The 18600-nt window shown below is 69.6% G+C and carries 20 protein-coding genes; 16 read left to right on the top strand and 4 right to left on the bottom strand.

Features of this window, described 5'->3' with window-relative positions; all coding sequences use genetic code 11:
• Positions 1 to 87 precede the first annotated feature (87 nt).
• The 15 genes from SHK19_RS03110 (at position 88) to SHK19_RS03040 (ending at position 15092) form a co-directional block, all read left to right on the top strand.
• Positions 88 to 1311: an amino acid ABC transporter substrate-binding protein gene (locus SHK19_RS03110; protein WP_322937811.1), complete on the top strand. Its 1224-nt coding sequence runs from the start codon at positions 88 to 90 to the stop codon at positions 1309 to 1311.
• Positions 1312 to 1333: 22 nt separating this feature from the next.
• Entirely contained in the window at positions 1334 to 2212 is an 879-nt protein-coding gene (locus tag SHK19_RS03105; RefSeq protein WP_322456974.1) for a branched-chain amino acid ABC transporter permease, read from the top strand.
• Positions 2196 to 3299: a branched-chain amino acid ABC transporter permease gene (locus SHK19_RS03100; protein WP_322937810.1), complete on the top strand. Its 1104-nt coding sequence runs from the start codon at positions 2196 to 2198 to the stop codon at positions 3297 to 3299. The genes SHK19_RS03105 and SHK19_RS03100 overlap by 17 nt, the downstream gene beginning before the upstream one ends.
• Positions 3296 to 4072 carry an ABC transporter ATP-binding protein gene (locus SHK19_RS03095; protein ID WP_322937809.1) on the top strand — a complete coding sequence of 259 codons (777 nt, stop codon included), beginning with the start codon at positions 3296 to 3298 and terminating at the stop codon, positions 4070 to 4072. Before SHK19_RS03100 ends, SHK19_RS03095 begins: the two co-directional genes overlap by 4 nt.
• A complete protein-coding gene (locus SHK19_RS03090; RefSeq protein ID WP_322456977.1) occupies positions 4062 to 4811 on the top strand; it encodes an ABC transporter ATP-binding protein in 750 nt (249 codons plus the stop codon). The genes SHK19_RS03095 and SHK19_RS03090 overlap by 11 nt, the downstream gene beginning before the upstream one ends.
• A gap of 32 nt (positions 4812 to 4843) precedes the next feature.
• On the top strand, positions 4844 to 5989 hold the full coding sequence (locus SHK19_RS03085; RefSeq protein ID WP_322937808.1) for a Gfo/Idh/MocA family protein: 1146 nt from the start codon (positions 4844 to 4846) through the stop codon (positions 5987 to 5989).
• Positions 5986 to 7152, top strand: coding sequence for a dihydrodipicolinate synthase family protein (locus SHK19_RS03080; protein ID WP_322937807.1), 1167 nt, complete (start codon positions 5986 to 5988; stop codon positions 7150 to 7152). The genes SHK19_RS03085 and SHK19_RS03080 overlap by 4 nt, the downstream gene beginning before the upstream one ends.
• On the top strand, positions 7149 to 8060 hold the full coding sequence (locus tag SHK19_RS03075) for a sugar phosphate isomerase/epimerase family protein (protein ID WP_322937806.1): 912 nt from the start codon (positions 7149 to 7151) through the stop codon (positions 8058 to 8060). Before SHK19_RS03080 ends, SHK19_RS03075 begins: the two co-directional genes overlap by 4 nt.
• Before the next feature lie 49 nt (positions 8061 to 8109).
• On the top strand, positions 8110 to 8817 hold the full coding sequence (locus SHK19_RS03070) for a hypothetical protein (RefSeq protein ID WP_322456981.1): 708 nt from the start codon (positions 8110 to 8112) through the stop codon (positions 8815 to 8817).
• A 73-nt stretch (positions 8818 to 8890) separates the two neighbouring features.
• Positions 8891 to 11182 (top strand): PQQ-dependent sugar dehydrogenase, encoded by a 2292-nt coding sequence (locus SHK19_RS03065; protein WP_322937805.1) that lies wholly within the window; start codon positions 8891 to 8893, stop codon positions 11180 to 11182.
• A 70-nt stretch (positions 11183 to 11252) separates the two neighbouring features.
• Positions 11253 to 11732, top strand: a complete 480-nt coding sequence (locus SHK19_RS03060; protein ID WP_322937804.1) for a GNAT family N-acetyltransferase — start codon at positions 11253 to 11255, stop codon at positions 11730 to 11732.
• Positions 11733 to 11828: 96 nt separating this feature from the next.
• Positions 11829 to 12611 carry an amino acid ABC transporter ATP-binding protein gene (locus SHK19_RS03055; protein WP_405030453.1) on the top strand — a complete coding sequence of 261 codons (783 nt, stop codon included), beginning with the start codon at positions 11829 to 11831 and terminating at the stop codon, positions 12609 to 12611.
• 11 nt (positions 12612 to 12622) lie between these two features.
• Positions 12623 to 13516: a glutamate ABC transporter substrate-binding protein gene (locus SHK19_RS03050; RefSeq protein WP_322456984.1), complete on the top strand. Its 894-nt coding sequence runs from the start codon at positions 12623 to 12625 to the stop codon at positions 13514 to 13516.
• 17 nt (positions 13517 to 13533) lie between these two features.
• Positions 13534 to 14229 (top strand): amino acid ABC transporter permease, encoded by a 696-nt coding sequence (locus tag SHK19_RS03045; RefSeq protein ID WP_322456985.1) that lies wholly within the window; start codon positions 13534 to 13536, stop codon positions 14227 to 14229.
• The gene (locus tag SHK19_RS03040) at positions 14226 to 15092 is read left to right on the top strand and encodes an amino acid ABC transporter permease (RefSeq protein ID WP_322456986.1); all 867 of its coding nucleotides are present in this window, start codon (positions 14226 to 14228) and stop codon (positions 15090 to 15092) included. Before SHK19_RS03045 ends, SHK19_RS03040 begins: the two co-directional genes overlap by 4 nt.
• Positions 15093 to 15094: 2 nt before the next feature.
• Here SHK19_RS03040 and SHK19_RS03035 read toward each other — a convergent pair whose 3' ends face one another.
• From SHK19_RS03035 to SHK19_RS03020, 4 genes are all read right to left on the bottom strand, one after another.
• A complete protein-coding gene (locus SHK19_RS03035; RefSeq protein WP_322937803.1) occupies positions 15095 to 15577 on the bottom strand; it encodes a hotdog fold domain-containing protein in 483 nt (160 codons plus the stop codon).
• Positions 15578 to 15915: 338 nt separating this feature from the next.
• Positions 15916 to 16305, bottom strand: a complete 390-nt coding sequence (locus SHK19_RS03030; RefSeq protein ID WP_322456988.1) for a VOC family protein — start codon at positions 16303 to 16305, stop codon at positions 15916 to 15918.
• On the bottom strand, positions 16302 to 17138 hold the full coding sequence (locus SHK19_RS03025) for a methyltransferase domain-containing protein (RefSeq protein ID WP_322937802.1): 837 nt from the start codon (positions 17136 to 17138) through the stop codon (positions 16302 to 16304). Before SHK19_RS03025 ends, SHK19_RS03030 begins: the two co-directional genes overlap by 4 nt.
• Positions 17135 to 18037, bottom strand: a complete 903-nt coding sequence (locus tag SHK19_RS03020; protein ID WP_322937801.1) for an alpha/beta fold hydrolase — start codon at positions 18035 to 18037, stop codon at positions 17135 to 17137. Before SHK19_RS03020 ends, SHK19_RS03025 begins: the two co-directional genes overlap by 4 nt.
• Positions 18038 to 18100: 63 nt before the next feature.
• Between SHK19_RS03020 and SHK19_RS03015 the strand changes: the two genes are divergently transcribed.
• Entirely contained in the window at positions 18101 to 18598 is a 498-nt protein-coding gene (locus tag SHK19_RS03015) for a MarR family winged helix-turn-helix transcriptional regulator (protein ID WP_322456991.1), read from the top strand.
• Positions 18599 to 18600: the final 2 nt, after the last annotated feature.

Below are 18600 nucleotides of genomic sequence, written 5' to 3'. Positions count from 1 at the left end.
GTGACCCTTGCCACAGGCCGATCGGTGTGCATAGAGTACCTGAAAGCGCTTGCGAAAGCGCTTACGTCCCACTCTTCGAGGAGCGACATGAAGGTCTCCCCCCGCCTCCGGCTCACCGCACTCGCCGTCACCGGCAGCCTCGCCCTCACCGGCTGCATCAGCTCCGGTGACGAAGGCGGGTCCGGCGACGACGACACGATCACCATCGGCATCTCCCTGCCGCTGACGGGTGACTACTCCGAACCCGGCAAGGGCATCCAACGCGGCTACGAGGCCTGGGCCGCGTACATCAACGAGAACGGCGGTCTGCTCGGCAAGCAGGTCGAGCTCGAGATCCTCGACGACCAGTCGAGCGCCGACCGGGTGGCCTCCGACTACGAGCGGCTGATCAACCAGGAAGGGGTCGACCTCGTCGTCGGCCCGTTCTCGACGCGCCTCGTGATCCCCGCCGCCCAGGTGGCGCAGGACTACGGGTTCCTGTTCGTCGAGCCGGCGGGCGCCGCGCCGGAGGTCTTCGAGCAGGGCTTCGACAACCTCTTCTACGCGGCACCGGCCGTGGCGGACGACCACTACAACTACCTGGCCGACCACATCGAGCAGATGCCCGCCGACCAGCGGCCCGAGACCGCCGCGGTCGCGTCCATGGACGACCCGTTCGCGATGGGCACGGCCTACGGACTCAAGGACCGGCTCGAGGAGATGGGCGTCGAGATCGTGGTCGACGAGGTCTACCCGCCGAACACGACCAACTTCGACAGCATCGCGGCCAAGATCGCCGACAGCGACGCCGACATGGTGGTGGGCGGCACGCAGTACCAGGACGCCGTGAACATGATCCTGGCGCTCCAGCAGCTCGACTACCAGCCGGAGATGGCCGCGTTCTCGACGGCGCCTACCGAGCCGGAGTTCGAGAGCGCGATCGGCGGCAACACCGAGGGCATCATCGCGCCCACTGGCTACACGCCGCATTCGGACTACCCGACCAACAAGGAGTTCGTGGACTTCTACACCGAGTTGCACGGCGAGCCGCCGGCCGAGGACCAGGCCAACGCGTGGACCACCGGCCAGGTGGTTGCGGCGGCAGTCGAGGCTGTCGAGTGTGCGGACCCCGATCCGGAGTGCCAGCAGCAGCTGATCGACTGGCTCCGTGAGAACGAGGTCGACACTGTCGTCGGTCCCCTGACGTGGGACGACCAGGGCCGGCCGCAGGGCGCGCACATGATCCAGCAGTGGGTCGACGGGGAGATCCGGATCGTCCTGCCCGAGGACCTGGCCGAGGCCGAGTTCATCCCGGTCAAGCCCCGCTGGTGACCCGAAGCGAGGCCTGAACCCCATGTCCCTGCTCCTGCAGAGCATCGTGCTCGGCGTGCTGCTGGGAGGGCTCTACGCCCTCCTGGCGGCCGGGCTGACCCTCTACTTCGGCGTGATGCGGGTGGTGATGATCGCGCACTCCGCGTTCCTGATCCTCGCCGCCTACCTCGCCTGGTGGTTCTCCACCGAGACCGGGATCGATCCGCTGGTGTCCTTGATCGGGACGGTGCCCCTGTTCTTCGTCATGGGTGTCGCGGTCCAGCGACTCCTGATCAGCCGGCTCAACCCGTCGTCCCTGACGATGATGTCGGTGCTGCTCACCTTCTCGATCGCCCTGGTGATCGAGGGGATGCTCGGTTTCGTCTGGTCCGGCACCCAGCGGCGCGTGCGGCTGTCCTACGGCGGCGGCGACTTCGAGATCTTCGGAGCCAACATCGCCGTCGTCAAGCTGATCGCCTTCGGCCTTGCTGCCGTCTCGCTGCTGGCGCTCTTCCTGCTGCTCACGCGGACCAAGTTCGGACAGGCGCTGCGGGCCACGATCCAGCACCCCGAGGCGGCCCGCCTGGTCGGCATCAACACCGACCGGATCGCCGGCTACGGGTTCGGCATCGGCCTGGCCACTGCGGCGATCGGCGGCACCGCGCTGTCGCTCGACGCGACCATCTACCCCTCGCTGCACTGGCACTGGATCGGCCCGCTGATGGCGATCATCGTCGTCGGTGGTCTCGGCAGCATCCCCGGCGCCGCGATCGCGGCGATGCTGCTCGGTCTGGGTCAGAGCCTGCTGCAGATCCCGCTCGGCACCACCTGGGCGCAGACGTTCTTCTACATCGCCCTGTTCCTCACCCTGATGGTCCGTCCCCAGGGATTCTTCGGAGGTCGTCTTGCCCAGCGCTTCTGAGCACGCACGCACGTCCCGCAACGGCCTGGCCGTGGCGCTCAAGGTGCTCGGCCTGCTCGTCCTCGCCGGCGCGATCCTGTCCTTCCCGAGCATGGCCGCGAACCCGTTCATCCTCTCGGTCGGCGTCGTGATCATGAGCTACGCAGTGCTCGCCACCGGCTGGAACTTCATGGGCGGGCTCACCGGCTACATGTCGCTGGGGCACGCGGCGTACTCGGGCCTCGGCGGCTACGCCACCGGCCTGCTGATCATCGAGACCGGTTGGGACCCGTGGGTCGCGCTGGTCGGCGGCAGCCTGTTCGTCGCCGTCCTGGCGGTCCCCATCGGCATCGCCAGCCTCCGGGTGCGCGGCGCGTCGTTCGTGATCGTCTCGATCGCACTCGTGCTGATCCTGTTGCTGGTCTTCCAGTCCTGGAGCGAGCTCACCGGTGGCTCCAACGGCCTGCGGATCCCCCGCCCCTTCGGCCCGGAGGTGCTCCGCCCCGAGCAGCACGAGCGTTTCTACTACCTTCACGCGGCACTCCTCGCCGGCGCGCTGCTGCTGTGGTGGCTCATCGACCGCTCGCAGTTCGGCATCGGCCTCAAGGCGATCCGCGAGGACGAGGACAAGGCGCAGGCCCTCGGCGTCCCGACCTTCAACTACAAGCTGGTCGCGTTCGTGATCTCGGCCTTCATCACCGCCCTCGGCGGCGGCCTCTACGCGCTGTGGTTCGGCTTCCTCGACCCGGTGTTCCAGTTCTCGATCCTGGCCGGCGCCTACATGGTGCTGATGAGTCTCCTCGGCGGGATCCGCAGCCTCTTCGGTCCGCTGCTGGGAGCCGTGATCGTCGGCTACGCCGTCGAGTTCTTCAAGGCCGAGTACGGCGACTCGCAGTTCCACATCGTCGCGATGGGGCTCCTGCTCGGCATCGTCGTGCTGTTCATGCCGGAGGGCATCATCCCGGCGGTGAGCCAGCAGATCCGACGGTTCCGGCCCCAGGCCTCATCGATCCGCGAGGTCAGCCAGGCCGAGCTCGCCGAGGAGCGACGCAAGGACGAGGAGCAGCCCGGCACCGCACGGCGCGTCACGGAAGGGGCACCCTCATGACCACCGCCCAGGAACACCCCGCGACGCCGGCAACGGAGGTCGAGATCGCCCTGGCGACCGACGGGCTCCGCAAGTCCTACGGCGGCGTCAAGGCCGTCGACGGCGCATCGGTCGGCTTCCACCGCGGCAAGGTCAACGCCCTGATCGGGCCCAACGGCTCGGGCAAGACGACGTTCTTCAACTGCGTCACCGGCATGATCCGACCCGACGCCGGCACCGTGACGTTCCACGGCACGGACATCACGGGCAGGGCTCCCCACCGGATCGCCAGGGCGGGCATCGGGCGCAGCTTCCAGCTGTGCCGGATCTTCCCGCGGATGACCGTGCTGGAGAACGTGCTCGCCGCCGTGCGGGCGACCAGCCTCCCGCGCCTGGTCCGTTCTGCCCACCATCCCGCCGACATCGACCGGGCGCGGGAGCTGCTCACCAGGGTCGGGATCGAGCACCTCGAGCGCACGGAGGCGCGTGACCTGTCCTACGGGCAGCAGAAGCTGCTCGAGCTGGCAGGAGTCCTGATGGCCGAGCCGGAGACGATCATGCTCGACGAGCCCGCCGGCGGTGTGAACCCGGCGTTGATCGACCGGATCGCCGGCCTGATCAGGTCCCTCAACGCCGAGGGCCGCACGTTCATCGTCGTCGAGCACAACATGGAGCTCGTCATGAGCCTGTCCGACCACGTGGTCGTCTTCGACCGGGGCCGGCCCATCTGCGAGGGAACGCCATCGGTCGTGCAGAACGACCCCCGAGTCCTGGAGGCCTACCTTGGCATCTGAGTACCTGCTCGAGCTCGAGGACATCGAGGCGGGCTACGGACGCGCGGCGCTGGTGCTCCGCGGTCTCACGGTCAAGGTGCCGCCGGGCGCGGTGGTCTGCCTGGTCGGACCCAACGGTGCCGGCAAGTCGACCGTGCTCAAGGTCGCCAGCGGCATGCTGCGGCCCCGGGCAGGGACGATCCGGGTGGCCGGGAAGGACGTCACCGACCGCAATCCGCAGCAGATGCTGCACGCCGGCCTCTCCCACGTCCTCCAGGGACACAGCGTGTTCAAGGAGATGACGGTCGAGGAGAACGTCCGCCTCGGCGCCTACTCCCTGACCGACAAGGCCGAGATCGCCGAGCGGATCGGGTTCGTCAAGGACCTGTTCCCGGTGGTCGCGGAGCGGTGGGGTGCCCTCGCCGGCGCGCTGTCGGGCGGGCAGCAGAAGCAGGTGGAGTTCGCCCGTTCGCTCATGGTCAGCCCGCGGGTGGTGCTGCTCGACGAACCTTCGATGGGCCTCGACCCCAAGGCGACCGCCACCGTGTTCGAGCAGGTGGTGCGGATGCGGGATGCCGGGACCGCCGTGCTGCTCGTCGAGCAGAACGCCCGCCGGGCGCTCGAGACCGCGGACCTCGGCTGCGTGCTCGACCTGGGCCGGGTCCACATCTCCGGTCCCGCCGCCGAGCTGCTCCGGGACCCGCAGCTGGCCGAGCTCTACCTCGGCGGCCGACCCAAGCCCGTGACCACCAAGAGCTGACCGGCGACCCCGGACCCACGACGAGGACAGACATGCCTGAAACCACCTACCGCATCCTGATGAACGGCGTCACCGGCCGGATGGGCTACCGCCAGCACCTGCTCCGCTCGATCCTGGCGATCCGCGATGACGGCGGGGTCCCGCTGCCGGACGGCGGTCGGCTCCAGGTGGAGCCGGTGCTCGTCGGCCGCAACGCCGACAAGCTGGCCCGGATGGCCGACGAGCACGGGATCGCGGACTGGTCGACGGATCTCGACGCCGTGCTCGCCGAGGACCCGGCGACGATCTACTTCGACGCGCAGCTGACCACCGAGCGGAAGAAGGCGATCCTCAAGGCTGCCGCCACCGGCAGGCACGTCTTCACCGAGAAGCCCATCGCCGAGTCCGTCGCCGAGGGCGAGGAGCTGGTCGCGGCCGCGGAGAAGCACGGCATCGTCAACGGCGTCGTCCACGACAAGCTCTACCTGCCCGGGCTGATCAAGCTGAAGAGGCTGATCGACGGCGGTTTCTTCGGCCAGATCCTCTCGGTCCGCGGCGAGTTCGGCTACTGGGTGTTCGAGGGCGACTACCTGCCGGCCCAACGGCCGAGCTGGAACTACCGTGCCCAGGACGGCGGCGGGATGGTCCTCGACATGTTCTGCCACTGGAACTACGTGCTCGAGAACCTGTTCGGCGCGGTCGAGGCGGTCACCGCCAAGGCCGTGACCCACATCTCCGAACGCTGGGACGAAGAGGGCCGGAGGTACGAAGCCACGGCCGACGACGCGGCGTACGGCATCTTCGAGCTGGCCGGTGGCGTGATCGCCCAGATCAACTCGTCCTGGGCGGTGCGGGTCGATCGCAAGGAGCTGGTCGAGTTCCAGGTCGACGGCACCCACGGCTCGGCGGTCGCGGGCCTGTTCGGCTGCCGCGTGCAGCCGCGGGAGCTGACGCCGATGCCGGTGTGGAACCCGGACGTCCCCACCGCCGAGGACTTCCGTGCCCAGTGGATGGAGGTGCCGGACAACCGCACCTTCGGCAACGGCTTCCGCGCGCAGTGGGAGCAGTTCCTGCTCGACGTGCACCACGGCCGGCCGCACCCGTACGACTTCGCCGCGGGCGTGCGCGGACTGCGCCTCGTCGACGCCGGCCTCCGGTCGTCCGCGGAGGGCCGCCGGATCGAGCTGCCGGCGCGATGACGCCCACCGACCGGGTCGACATCCCGCTCGCCGACGGCGGGTGGGAGGGCGTCGTGCTCAACGAGCACCGCGCGTGGGTCGAGCACCCCCAGCCGTTCACCAGCAGGGTCGCGTTCGCCGCGGCCCACGTGGTCGCCGATCCACGCGGGGAGAACGTGCCCGGGGCGCCGGCGGTCGTCGACTGGGACGCCACTCTCGGCTTCCGGCGCCACCTGTTCCGCTACGGCTTCGGCGTCGCCGAGGCGATGGACACCGCACAACGGAACATGGGACTGGACTGGCCCGCGGTCCAGGAGCTGGTCCGGCGCAGCGCCGAGCAGGCACAGGACCTGGGCGCCCGGATCGCGTCCGGTGCGGGCACCGACCACCGCGCCGACCTGCGGACGGTGGCAGACGTGCGCGAGGCCTACCTCGACCAGGTCGGGTTCGTCGAGTCGACCGGGTCGCAGGTGATCGTCATGGCGTCACGCCAGCTGGCCGCGGCCGCCACCGGCCCCGACGACTACCTCAAGGTCTACGCCGACCTGCTCGGCCAGGTGCGCGAGCCCGTGATCCTGCACTGGCTCGGCGAGGCGTTCGACCCGCAGCTGCGCGGGTACTGGGGGTCGCCCGTCGTCGCGGAGGCGACGGCGACCTTCCTCGAGCTGGTCGCGGCGCACGCGGACCGGGTCGACGGCGTGAAGGTCTCGCTGCTGTCCGCGGAGCACGAGACGGCGCTCCGCGCCGCGCTGCCGGCCGGGGTACGGCTCTACACCGGCGACGACTTCAACTACCCCGACCTCATCCGCGGCGACGGCAGCCACCACTCCGACGCCCTGCTCGGGGCTTTCGCGGCGATCGCCCCGGCAGCCTCGGCGGCGCTGGCCGCGCTCGACCGCGGCGACCTCGCGACGTACGACGCCGAGATGGCGCCCACCCTGCCCCTCTCGCGGCATGTGTTCGAGACGCCCACCTGGCACTACAAGACCGGCATCGCGTTCCTCGCGTGGCTCTGCGGCCACCAGCCCGGTTTCACCATGGTCGGCGGCCTGCAGTCGGCGCGCAGCGTGGTCCACCTCGGCCGGCTGTTCGCACTCGCCAACGACGCCCGGCTGCTGCCCGACCCGGCACTGGCGGCGCACCGGATGCGGCTGTGGCTCGAGTCCGCCGGGGCGGCACGATGAGCACCCCACAAGACACGACCGCGCTCGACGTGCCGTCGCGTGCGCCCGCGCGGATGGACACACCCGCACCGGGCGACCCGCGGCTGGCTCGGCTGTCGCTCAACCAGAAGACCGTCGACGGGTGGTCGCTGCGGACGGCCGTGGAAGCCTGCGCCGCGCACGGCATCCCGGCGATCGGCGTCTGGCGCGAGCCGCTCGCCGTAGCGGGCGTCGACGCTGCGGCGGCGATGATCCGCGACGCCGGCCTGCGGGTCTCCTCCCTGTGCCGGGGCGGGTTCTTCACGGCGGCGGACGGTGCGGAGCGGCGGTCACGTCACGACGACAACCTCCGCGCGCTCGACGAGGCGGCAGCCCTCGGTGCACCGTGCCTGGTGCTCGTGCCGGGCGGTCTGCCCGCCGGCGACCGGGACCTGCGCGGTGCTCGTGCCCGCGCCGCCCAGGCGGTCGCGGACCTGGTGCCGCACGCGCTCGAGGTGGGCGTGCGCCTCGCCATCGAACCGATGCACCCGATCTTCGCGGCCGACCGCGGCGTCGTCTCCACGCTCGCGCAGGCGCTCGACATCGCCGAGCCGTTGCCCACCGAGGCAGTCGGTGTCGTCGTCGACACGTTCCACGTCTGGTGGGAGCCGGGCATCGAGGACCAGATCGCCCGTGCTGCCGGGCGGATCGCGAGCTACCAGGTGTGTGAGTGGATCACGCCGCTCCCCCCGGACGCGCTGCTCTCCCGCGGGATGATGGGCGACGGACACATCGACTTCGCCCATCTGTCCCGCTGCGTCGCCGCTGCCGGTTACCGCGGCGACGTCGAGGTCGAGATCTTCAACGCCGAGGTGTGGGAGGCCGACGGCCACGCCGTCCTCGACACCCTCGCCCGCCGCTACGTCGAGCTCGTGGAGCCGCACGTGTAGCCAACCCGGACCCATGGGGGAATCTCGCCTACTCGGAAGGACTGAGCAAATGCATCGCACACGCAAGCGCGCCGCCGGCCTCGCCGCCGGTGCCGTTCTCGGGACAGCACTGGTGGTTGCCCCTGGTGGGGCGGCGGCCGACGAGGTCGTCGCCCCACCCACGGTCCGGGTGCAAGCCGCACCCACGCCGCAGCACTGGGACCCGCTCACCGACGCGAAGTGGGCGTTCGAGCGGGGCCAGGTCGTGCTCACCGAGCGCGGCACCAATCCCGGCGGACCGCGACGCCCGTTCGAGTACGCCGTCGTCACCCAGGGTCCGGAGCTGTCCTCGGTCAGCATCACCGCCGAGGTGCGCATCGACGAGCCGGTCGAGTTCAGCAACCGCGACGTCATCGTGGTGTGGAACTACCAGTCACCGACCCGCTTCTACTACGCGCACCTCTCGCAGGACAACACGATCTACCCGCACAACGGGATCTTCGTGGTCGACAACGCGGACCGGCGGCGGATCGACGACCAATGGAACGGCTCGGTCGGCGCGCCGCCCGCCATCGACGACACCGACTGGCACGACGTCCGGGTCGACTACGACGCGACGACCGGCGAGATCGCCGTCTACGTCGACGGTTCGTCCGAACCACTGATGACCGCAACCGACACGACGTACGCCGGCGGTCGCGTCGGCTTCGGATCGTTCGACAACTACGGCCGCACCAGGCACTTCTCTGTCATCGGGGTCGAGCGTGTCTCCGGCTGAGCCTCCCGCCACGCTGCTGCCGGCCGTCGTCGGCACTGCTCGCTGAAACCCTCTCGGAAAGGAACACCATTCCATGCGCACGACCCGATCGTGGGTGGGTGCCGCGGCAGCGTTGCTGCTCGCCGCGACCCTCAACCCGCTCGCGTCGCCGGCGACCGCCGACGACCACTTCGACACACCCATCACCGATCCGATCCCCCAGGACCCGGTGCCGTCCACGCTCGGTCTCGTCCTCGAGGAGTACGCCCAGCTGCCGGCATCGACGCCGAACGGGCCCGTGACCGATGGCCGGATCGGCAGCCGTCACAACCGGATCAACTACGTCGGCGAGCTGCCGGACGGATCGGGCCGCCTGCAGGTGCCGGACCTCAACGGCACGCTCTACCTGCTCGAGGACGGGCAGCAGCACGTCTACCTCGACGTGAAGCAGCGGTTCCCCCACTTCCTGTCCTGGCGCGGACTGGGGTCCGGCTTCGGCTTCGCGGCCTTCCACCCGGAGTTCGGTGAGAACGGCAAGCTGTACACCGTCCACACCGAGGTGCCGACGGCGCCGGGCGAGTCGACGTACCCGCCGCAACGGCTGACGTCGAGCTCGGTGACCAGCGTGGTGACGGAGTGGACCGCCGACGACCCGTCGGCCGACACCTTCGCGGGCACCAGCCGGGAGATCTTCCGGTTCCGGTTCGGTGGCCAGATCCACGCGATCCAGCAGATCGACTTCAACCACACCGCTGCTCCGGGTGACGAGGACTACGGCCTGCTCTACCTCGCCGTCGGCGACGGCGGCATCGGTGTCAGCAGCGACGTGCCGCAGGACATGTCGACCCCGTCGGGCAAGATCCTGCGGATCGACCCGCTGGGCGACAACAGCCCGAACGGCCAGTACGGCATCCCTGAGACGAACCCGTTCGTCGACGAGCCGGGTGCGCTCGGCGAGATCTACGCAGTCGGTATGCGCGACCCGCACCGGTTCAGCTGGGACGTCGGCGGTGAGCACCGGATGTTCCTCGGGCACATCGGCCAGCACGCGGTCGAGGCGGTCTACGACGTCGACGCCGGCGACAACTTCGGCTGGCCGGTGATCGAGGGCCGGCTCGCCTACCGGAACGAGAACCAGTGCTACCTCTACCCGCTCACCGATGAGATGGCGCAGGCCGGTTACGACTACCCGGTCGCTTCCTACGACCACGACCCGCCGGCGAACTGGCCGTGCAACTCCGACTCCGGGCACGCGATCTCGGGTGGCCTCGTCCACCGTGGCGACCTCAGCGGTCTGAAGGGCAAGTACGTCTTCGGTGACCTGGTCGAGGGGCGTGTCTTCTACACCGACCTGGAGGAGATGGACGACGACGCCGCGACCGAGGCGCCGATCCACGAGCTCGCGCTGTACGACACCGACGGCACCCGGATGCGGATGCCCGACTTCGTCGGCGACGGTCGGATCGACCTGCGGTTCGGCACCGACTCCGAGAACAACCTGTTCCTGCTCGCCAAGGGCAACGGCAAGATCTGGAAGGTCGTCGACACCAAGCGGGCGCCCGTCCCGAAGGAGATCGAGCCGGGCCTGGCCGACGACCTGGTGGCGGCGTACGACTTCGAGCACCCGTTCGCGGCCAACGACGCCTACGAGGAGGACCAGGGGTCGTCCGGGACGCTGCTGCAGCTGATCAACGGCGGTGAGCGGATGCGCGTCGACGACGGCGCCTACCCGGGCAGCAACAACGCGCTGCAGATCCACAGTGCCGCCGAGTCGCCCACGGGCCAGGCGTGGAAAGCCGGCGTGTGGGACGCGGACGGTGAGGAGTCGCTCTCGGCCTTCAACGGCGCGAAGGGCATCACGGTGATGGGTTGGTTCAAGATGACCGGCACCAACCCCACGGCCGGCTACAACGCCATCGGTCTCGCCGGAGTGCTCAGCGGCAACTCCGACGGACACGGCGTCCGCGCCCTGCTGGAGCTGATCCAGGTCAACGGCGAGCTGCGTCTCGTCGCGCTCGGCCGGCGGATCGACACCGGTGCGTCGCAGACGTTCGCCGCGTCGGAGGACTGGCGGGACCTGCTCCCGCAGGACGAGTGGGTGCACATCGCCGCGACCTTCGACTACACGACCGGTGAGATGGCGCTCTACCGCAACGGTGAGGCCCTCGACGGCTTCTACACCAACGCGGGCGACCCCTGGCAGCTCGACGGCAGCGGTACGTCGCCGACGGACCCGCGCGGCATCAAGATCGGCGGCTCGTTCCCCCAGAACGGCACCGAGCGCAACCCGTGCAACTGCCGGATGGACACGCTGATGTTCTTCGACACCGACCTCAGCGGGTCAGAGGTGGCGCGGCAGTACCGCCGCCTCACCCGAGGAGGCTGATCCACCCCTCGAGCGCGGCCCCGTCAGTCCTTGGCGGGGCCGCGCGCATTTGCCGTCGTACTCTCGCCGCATGAGCACTCCCGAGCGCCGGCCGGCGACGCTGGCGGACGCGGCTGAGATCGCACGGATCTGGCGAGAGGGGTGGCGCGACGGGCACCTCGGGCACACGCCGCCGGCGCTGATCGAGGCGCGCACCGACGCGTCGTTCGACCACCGGGCGGTGGAGCGGGTGCCGCAGACGACGGTGGCGACGATCGACGGCGACGTCGTCGGCTTCACGGTGATCGTGGACGACGAGGCCGAGCAGGTGTACGTCGACCGCGCCGCCCGCGGCTCCGGGATCGCAGGCCTCCTGCTGGCCGAGGCGGAGCGGCAGATCGCCGCGAACGGGCACTCTCGAGCCTGGCTCGCGGTCGCGGCCGGGAACGCCCGCGCGCGGCGGTTCTACGAGCGCAGCGGCTGGGTCGATGACGGTGGGTTCGACTACCAGGCGGACGGTCCCGACGGGCCGATCGCCGTACCGTGCCACCGCTACGTGCGGGATCTCTGAGCCGGTACGTCGAGGGCGGGCGCCGGGTCACAGAATGATCCCGTCCGGAGTGGCGGTCTAGCCGAATGGTCTAGCGCAGGGCTAGCGTCGCCTGACATGACGGTGCAGGAGGAACACGCTGCCACGCCGGCAGGTGGAACCGATCAGCCGCTGGTGCGGCTGTCAGGGGTCCAGAAGCACTACGGCAACGTTCACGTGCTCAAGGACATCGACCTCGAGGTCGACCGCCGCGAGGTCGTGGTCGTGATCGGGCCTTCCGGCGCCGGCAAGTCGACGCTGTGCCGTGCGATCAACCGGCTCGAGACCATCGACGAGGGCGAGATCCTCCTCGACGGCCAGCCGCTCCCGCTGGAGGGCAAGGCGCTGGCCCGGCTCCGTGCCGATGTCGGCATGGTGTTCCAGAGCTTCAACCTGTTCGCGCACAAGACCGTGCTGCAGAACGTCACCCTCGGACCGATCAAGGTCCGCAAGCAGTCGAAGGCCGAGGCGGAGAAGCGCGCCAAGGAGCTGCTGGACCGGGTCGGCGTCGGACATCAGGCGAACAAGTACCCCGCCCAGCTCTCCGGCGGCCAGCAGCAGCGGGTCGCGATCGCGCGGGCCTTGGCGATGGAGCCGAAGGTGATGCTCTTCGACGAGCCGACCTCGGCGCTCGATCCCGAGATGATCAAGGAGGTCCTCGACGTAATGGTCGACCTCGCCGAGCGCGGCATGACGATGATCGTCGTCACCCACGAGATGGGTTTCGCCCGCACGGCGGCCAACCGGGTCGTCTTCATGGCCGACGGCGCGATCGTCGAGCAGACCGACCCCGAGACGTTCTTCACCAACCCCGAGAGCGATCGAGCCAAGGACTTCCTCGGCAAGATCCTCAAACACTAAGGAGTAGGTACATGCGCAGGATGAAGCTCGGGATGACCGCAGTTGCGGTGCTCCTGGCAGGAACATTGGTCGCGTGCGGTGACGCCGGCGATGACGACGACGACTCCCCCGAGGTCGCGGCCGAGGAGGACTGCGACGACAAGTTCGAGGAAGGCTCCCGGATGGCCGATCTCGCCGACGCCGGCGAGATCGCGATCGGCAACCGGGTCGACCAGCCCGGTCTCGGCCAGCAGGACACCCCGGACTCTGTGCCGGTGGGCTTCGACATCGACATGGCGAAGCTGCTCATCGCCGATCTCTGCATCGACCCCGAGTCCGACTCGGTGACGTGGACCGAAGCAACGTCCGAACAGCGTGAGACGTTCCTCCAGGACGGCGTGGTCGACCTGGTCGCGGCGTCGTACTCCATCACCGACGAACGGCGGGCGCTGGTCGGCCAGGCCGGTCCCTACATGATCACCGGCCAGCAGGTACTGGTGCCGGCCGATTCCGACGTCGAGTCGATCGCGGACCTGGAAGGCCAGGAGGTGTGCGCCCAGGAAGGCTCGACCTCGCTGGAGAACATCGAGGCGGAAGGCGCCGTCGGTGTGCCGTCGGCGAGCTACGCACAGTGCGCCGAGGACGTCGTCAACGGCACGGTGCCGGCAATGTCGACCGACGGCTCGATCCTGCGCGGTCTCGCCCAGCAGTACGAAGGCGACGTCAAGATCGTCGGACCGGAGTTCTCCGAGGAGCGGATCGGCATCGGCTACTCGAAGGACTACCCGGAGATGTGCGAGTGGATCAACGACGTGCTGACCGAGGCCTTCGAGGACGGCACCTGGGAGGAGTCGTTCAACGCGCACCTCGCGTCCGAGGACGAGGAAGCGCCGGAGCCGCCGACGCTGGACGAGTGCCAGGCATAGCCGGGGCATAGCAAGAAGTGGACCTCTTCTGGGAGCACCGTGAGGCGATCGCGCTCGCGTTCGCCTACACGGTGCTCCTGTTCGTCCTCGCCGGGATCGGGTCGATGATCCTCGGAACGGTGCTCGCGGCGATGCGGGTCGGTCCGATCCCGGTGCTGCGGTGGGCAGGCGCCGGTTACGTCCACATCGTCCGGAACACGCCGCTGGTCATCGTGATCATCTTCTTCCGGCTCGCGGCGCCGAAGATCGACCTCAAGTTCAACTTCGTGGACATCGTGATCCCGACCGCCGTGGGCGACATCCGTTTGAACAACATCTTTGCCGCGTGCGTGGTGGGACTCACCGTCTACACCGCCGCCTTCGTGTGCGAGGCGCTCCGCTCGGGGGTCAACGCCGTGGCCCTCGGCCAGGCGGAGGCGGCCCGGGCGATCGGGCTTCCGTTCGCCGGCGTGATGACCCAGGTCGTCCTTCCCCAGGCCTTCCGCGCGACGATCCCACCGCTCGCGAACGTGCAGATCGCGCTCCTCAAGAACACCACGGTCGCGGGAGCGCTCGGCGTCGCCGAGGCCTTCATCCGGATGAGGCTCCTCATCAAGAACAATCCCGCCGAGCTGTGGACCCTGTTCATCGGTTTCGCGCTGATCTTCGTGATCCTCGTCGAAGTGGTCTCGTTCGTTGCGCACCGGCTCGAACGGCGGGTGCGCATCACATGAGCGGCAGTGTCCTCTTCGACGTCCCCGGGCCACGGGCGGTCGCGCGCCAGCGCGTGTACACCGTCGCCGCCGCCGTGCTGCTGGCCGGCGCAGTCGCCTATGCCGTGATCCGGCTCGAGCAGAACGGTCAGTTCGAGTACCAGAAGTGGGAGCCTTTCGTCAGCCCGGTCTACATCGAGGCGCTGCTGGTCGACGGCGTGCTGGAGACGCTCAAGATGGCGTTCTCGGCGATCCTCCTGGCGGTCGGCTTCGGGGTGCTCCTCGGGGTTGGCAAGCTGTCCGAGCACTGGTGGGTGCGGCGGCCGAGCTGGGCTCTGGTCGAGTTCTGGCGGGCGGTGCCGGTGCTCCTCAGCATGATCTTCATCTGGAACCTGCTCGGCACCGACAAGGAGTCCTCGCCGTACTGGGCGGTCGTCCTCGCCCTCATGCTCTACAACGGCGCGGTGCTGGCCGAGGTCTTCCGGGCCGGCGTCAACGCGGTGCCGAAGGGGCAGGTGGAGGCGGCGTACGCCGTCGGCCTTCGCAAGACCCAGGTGATGCTCGCGATCCAGCTGCCGCAGGCCGTGAAGATCATGCTGCCTGCCTTGATCAGCCAGTGCGTGGTCGCGCTGAAGGACACCGCGCTCGGGTATGTCGTACTGGCTCCCGGCCTGACCTACGTCGCCCGGCTGATCTACAGCAACGCCGACTTCGCGCAGAACCAGATCCCCACCGTGTTCGTGGTGGCGCTGATCTACATCGTGCTCAACCTGATCCTCACCGCGGTCGCGACGTGGGTGCAGAAGAAGTTCGTCGGCGAGAAGAAGGTGCTCGAGGTACCGATGGTCGGCGAGGCGGACCCGAAGCAGCTGCCGACGCTCTGAGCTCAGTCCTTGCTCTTCGGGGTGACCCAGAGCCGGATCTCGCCCTCGATGACGACCGTGCCGTCGTCGCGCACGCCCCTGACCCGGACCGGGAGGTCGCCGTCGGCGGTGTCCCACTGGGCCTGGTCGGTCTCGGCGACGCAGGTGATGTCGCTGGTCGCCTTGGCGGTATAGGAGACCTCCATGCCCTTGGGGATCCAGCGCTTGTCCTTGGGGATGGTCACCTCGGCCAGCGCGCCCATCGCCGCCTCCAGGCCGTTGCACAGCGCGATGGCGTGCAAGGTGCCGATGTGGTTCTGGACGCTGCGGCGCTTCGGGATCACGAGCTCCACGTGGTTGGGCTCGACGACGGTGAACCGCGGGTGGATCGAGGCGAAGTACGGCGCCTTCTGGGCGAAGGCGATCGAGAACGCCCGCTTGCCGACGACGCCACCCACGACCGGCAGGCCGGAGGCGGTCTTCCAAAGGCTGTGGACCTGGCTCATGGCGATTACATTACTCGTCAGTAACAAGTGGTCACAACCCCCGCCGGCGAGACGCCGCTCACGGAGCGCCCGCCGTGCTTGCTCCGATTTCGTCGTGCTAACTTGTTGTTAGCAACGGATTCAGTTGCCGATTTCGGCATTGACCCCGGACTTGGGAAGTAAAAATCGGTTCATCTCGGCGAAAACGCGATTACCTTCGCCGGTTTGGATCTACTCTGGCGACGAGCGTCGCTAACGAGCGTTAGCAAAGTGATCGACGAACATAGGCGGCTCCAACGCCTGTGACCGCGATCTGGCCCTCGGCGGCAGCGTGCCTGAGCCCAGGCTGGACCTGGCGCTCAGGAGCGCGGCGCCATCACCTCGACCCGGTTGCCGGCGCCGTCGAAGACGTGGAAGCGCTGGTGTCCGGGGAAGCTCGATCGTTCGCGCCAGTCGACGTCGAACCCGAGGGACGCCAGCCGGGTGCCGGTGGCCTCCAGGTCGTCGACGCCGGGCAGCAGCAACGCGGGGTGGGCCTTGCGGGCCGGCGTGAAGGGGTCCTCGACGCCGACGTGGATCTCCGCGGTGACGCCGCCGCCGACGTCGTACGACCTGAACCAGGCGCCGCCGCGCGCCGCCAGCGCCTCCGGCTTGTCGACCTCGGTCATCCCCAGGCCGTCGGCGTAGAACCGTCGCGCGGCGCCCTCGCCGCCCACCGGACAGGCGACCTGGACGTGGTGGAGCATCATGCGGGACCGCCACTCGTCGGGCCCGCCGGGACGCGAGCGACGACGAAGATCCGGCGGAACGGCAACACCACGCCGTGGCCGTGGTCGGGGTACGCGTCGCGCAGCCGACGCTTGAACTCCGCCTCGAACCGCGGCCGCAGGGCGTCGGGCAGCGCCTGCAGCGTCGGCCGGGCGCCGGTGCCGGAGACCCACGTGAAGACGGGGTCCTTGCCGTGGAGGACATGGAGGTAGGTCGTCTCCCAGGCATCGACGTCGCAGCCGAGCTCTTGGAGCGCGCGGAGGTAGGTGGCGGCGTCGTACGAGGAAGGTACGGCGGCGCCCGCGGTGTGGTCGGCGTACGGCGACTCGGCGGCGAGCTCGGTGCGGAGAGTGTGGCTGGGCTCGTCGAAGTTCCCGGGCACCTGGAACGCCAACCACCCGCCGGGCCGCACCTGCGCCACCAGGCGCGGCAGCAGCTCGAGATGATCGGGCAGCCATTGGAGGGTGGCGTTCGAGACGAGCACGTCGACCCCGTCCTCTCCGCCGGTCGAGTAGCCCGAGCCGCTAGGCGAGGGCGTATCGAGACCCCAGTCGCGGACGTCGCCGACCTCGAACGTGGCCGCTGCACCGCTCGCCCGGGCCGCGGTGATCATCTCGGCGCTGCTGTCGACGCCGGAGACCGCGGCGTCCGGCCAGCGCTCCGCGAGCAACGCGGTCAGGTTGCCGGGACCGCACCCGAGGTCGACGACCGTGGCGGGATCGGCGGCGCCGATGCGCGTGATCAGGTCGACGAACGGCCGGCCGCGCTCGTCGGCGTACGCGAGGTAGCGGTCGGGGTCCCAGGTGTGCGTCACGGTGCCTCCTCCGCCAAGAACTCCAGGACCCGGGCATTGACCACGTCGGGCCGCTCGAGCTGGAGGAAGTGGCCGGCGCCGGTGACCAGCGCGACCCGTCCGCCGTGCGGGAGCCTGCCGTTGACCTGCGCCGCCCACCGGGGATCGAGGCAGCCGTCGTCGGCACCCTGGAGGTAGAGGACCGGTGCGCGCGGGGCGCCGGTCGCCGCCCCGCCGAGGTGGCGGTAGCGCTCGGGCGTCTGCCATGGACGCGTGTTGGCGCGGTAGTAGCCGATCGCCGCCGCCTTGCGCTCGGTCGTGGCGAGGGAGACGGCGAGGTGGGCGAGGTCCGCCGTGGCGTCGTACCCGGGCGACCACCGGCGCCACAGGTGCGCGACCAGCTTGTCGAACCTACGCTCCGGGAGGGCGGGCAGCTGGTTGAAGACCGTGTACCAGCTCATCCGCGCCTGCCGCGGCAGGATCCTCGCCCACGACCCGATCGACCCGCGGCTGGGGTTCATCGCCGAGAACGGCGGCACCGCCATCGACACCACGCGACGGAACGGGCTCCCGTCGAAGGCGGCGATCCCGTTGGCGGTGATGGCACCCCAGTCGTGCCCGACGAGCACGGCGCGCGTGTCCCCGTCGAGCGCGGCGTGCAGCTCGAGCGCGTCGCTCATCAGCGCCGGCACGTGGTAGCTGCCGTCGGCGGGGAAGCCGCTCTGCCCGTAGCCGCGGGTGAACGGCGCGACCACCCGGTAGCCCGCGGCGGCGAGCTCGGGACCGAGGTGGCGCCAGGTGTGGGCGGTGTCGGGGAAGCCGTGCAGGAGCAGGGCGAGGGGCGCAGCCGGATCGGTGGCGGGGCCCCAGGTGAGGGAGACCATCGCGAGCTGGTCGAGGTCGGTGGTGAGCTGGTCCACGGCTCCACCCTAGGATCACTTTATCTTGACGTCAAGATTCTCGACTGGCGGTAAAGTACGGGCATGGTCGCACGGGACGAGGTCGACGAGCTGCTCGACGCGTGGGCGCGCGAGCGGGCCGACCTCGACCTCGGGCCGGTCGCCGTCTTCAGCCGGATCTCCCGGCTCGGCCACCACGTCGACCGGGCCCGCCGGCAGGCGTTCACGGCCCACGACATCGAGCCGTGGGAGTTCGACGTGCTGGCTGCGCTCCGGAGGGCCGGGGCGCCGTACGAGCTCTCGCCGGGGCGGCTGCTGCGCGAGACCCTGGTGACCAGCGGAACCATGACCAACCGCGTCGACCGGCTCGCGTCCCGCGGCCTGGTCGAGCGGCACCCCGACCCCTCCGACCGCCGCGGCGTCCTGGTCCGGCTCACGCCGGACGGCAAGGACGCGGTCGACGGTGCCTTCACCGCCCTGCTCGACGCCGAGCGGGAGCTCCTCGCCGACCTGCCCGCCGCCGACCAGAAGGTGCTGGCGGGGTTGCTGCGACGGCTGCTGGTTCCGTTCGCCGCCGACTGACC

The organism is Nocardioides bizhenqiangii (assembly GCF_034661235.1).
Classification (GTDB): Bacteria; Actinomycetota; Actinomycetes; order Propionibacteriales; family Nocardioidaceae; genus Nocardioides; species Nocardioides bizhenqiangii.
The sequence above is the reverse complement of the archived record's forward strand: the minus strand, read 5'-3'. Positions and strand labels throughout refer to the sequence as shown.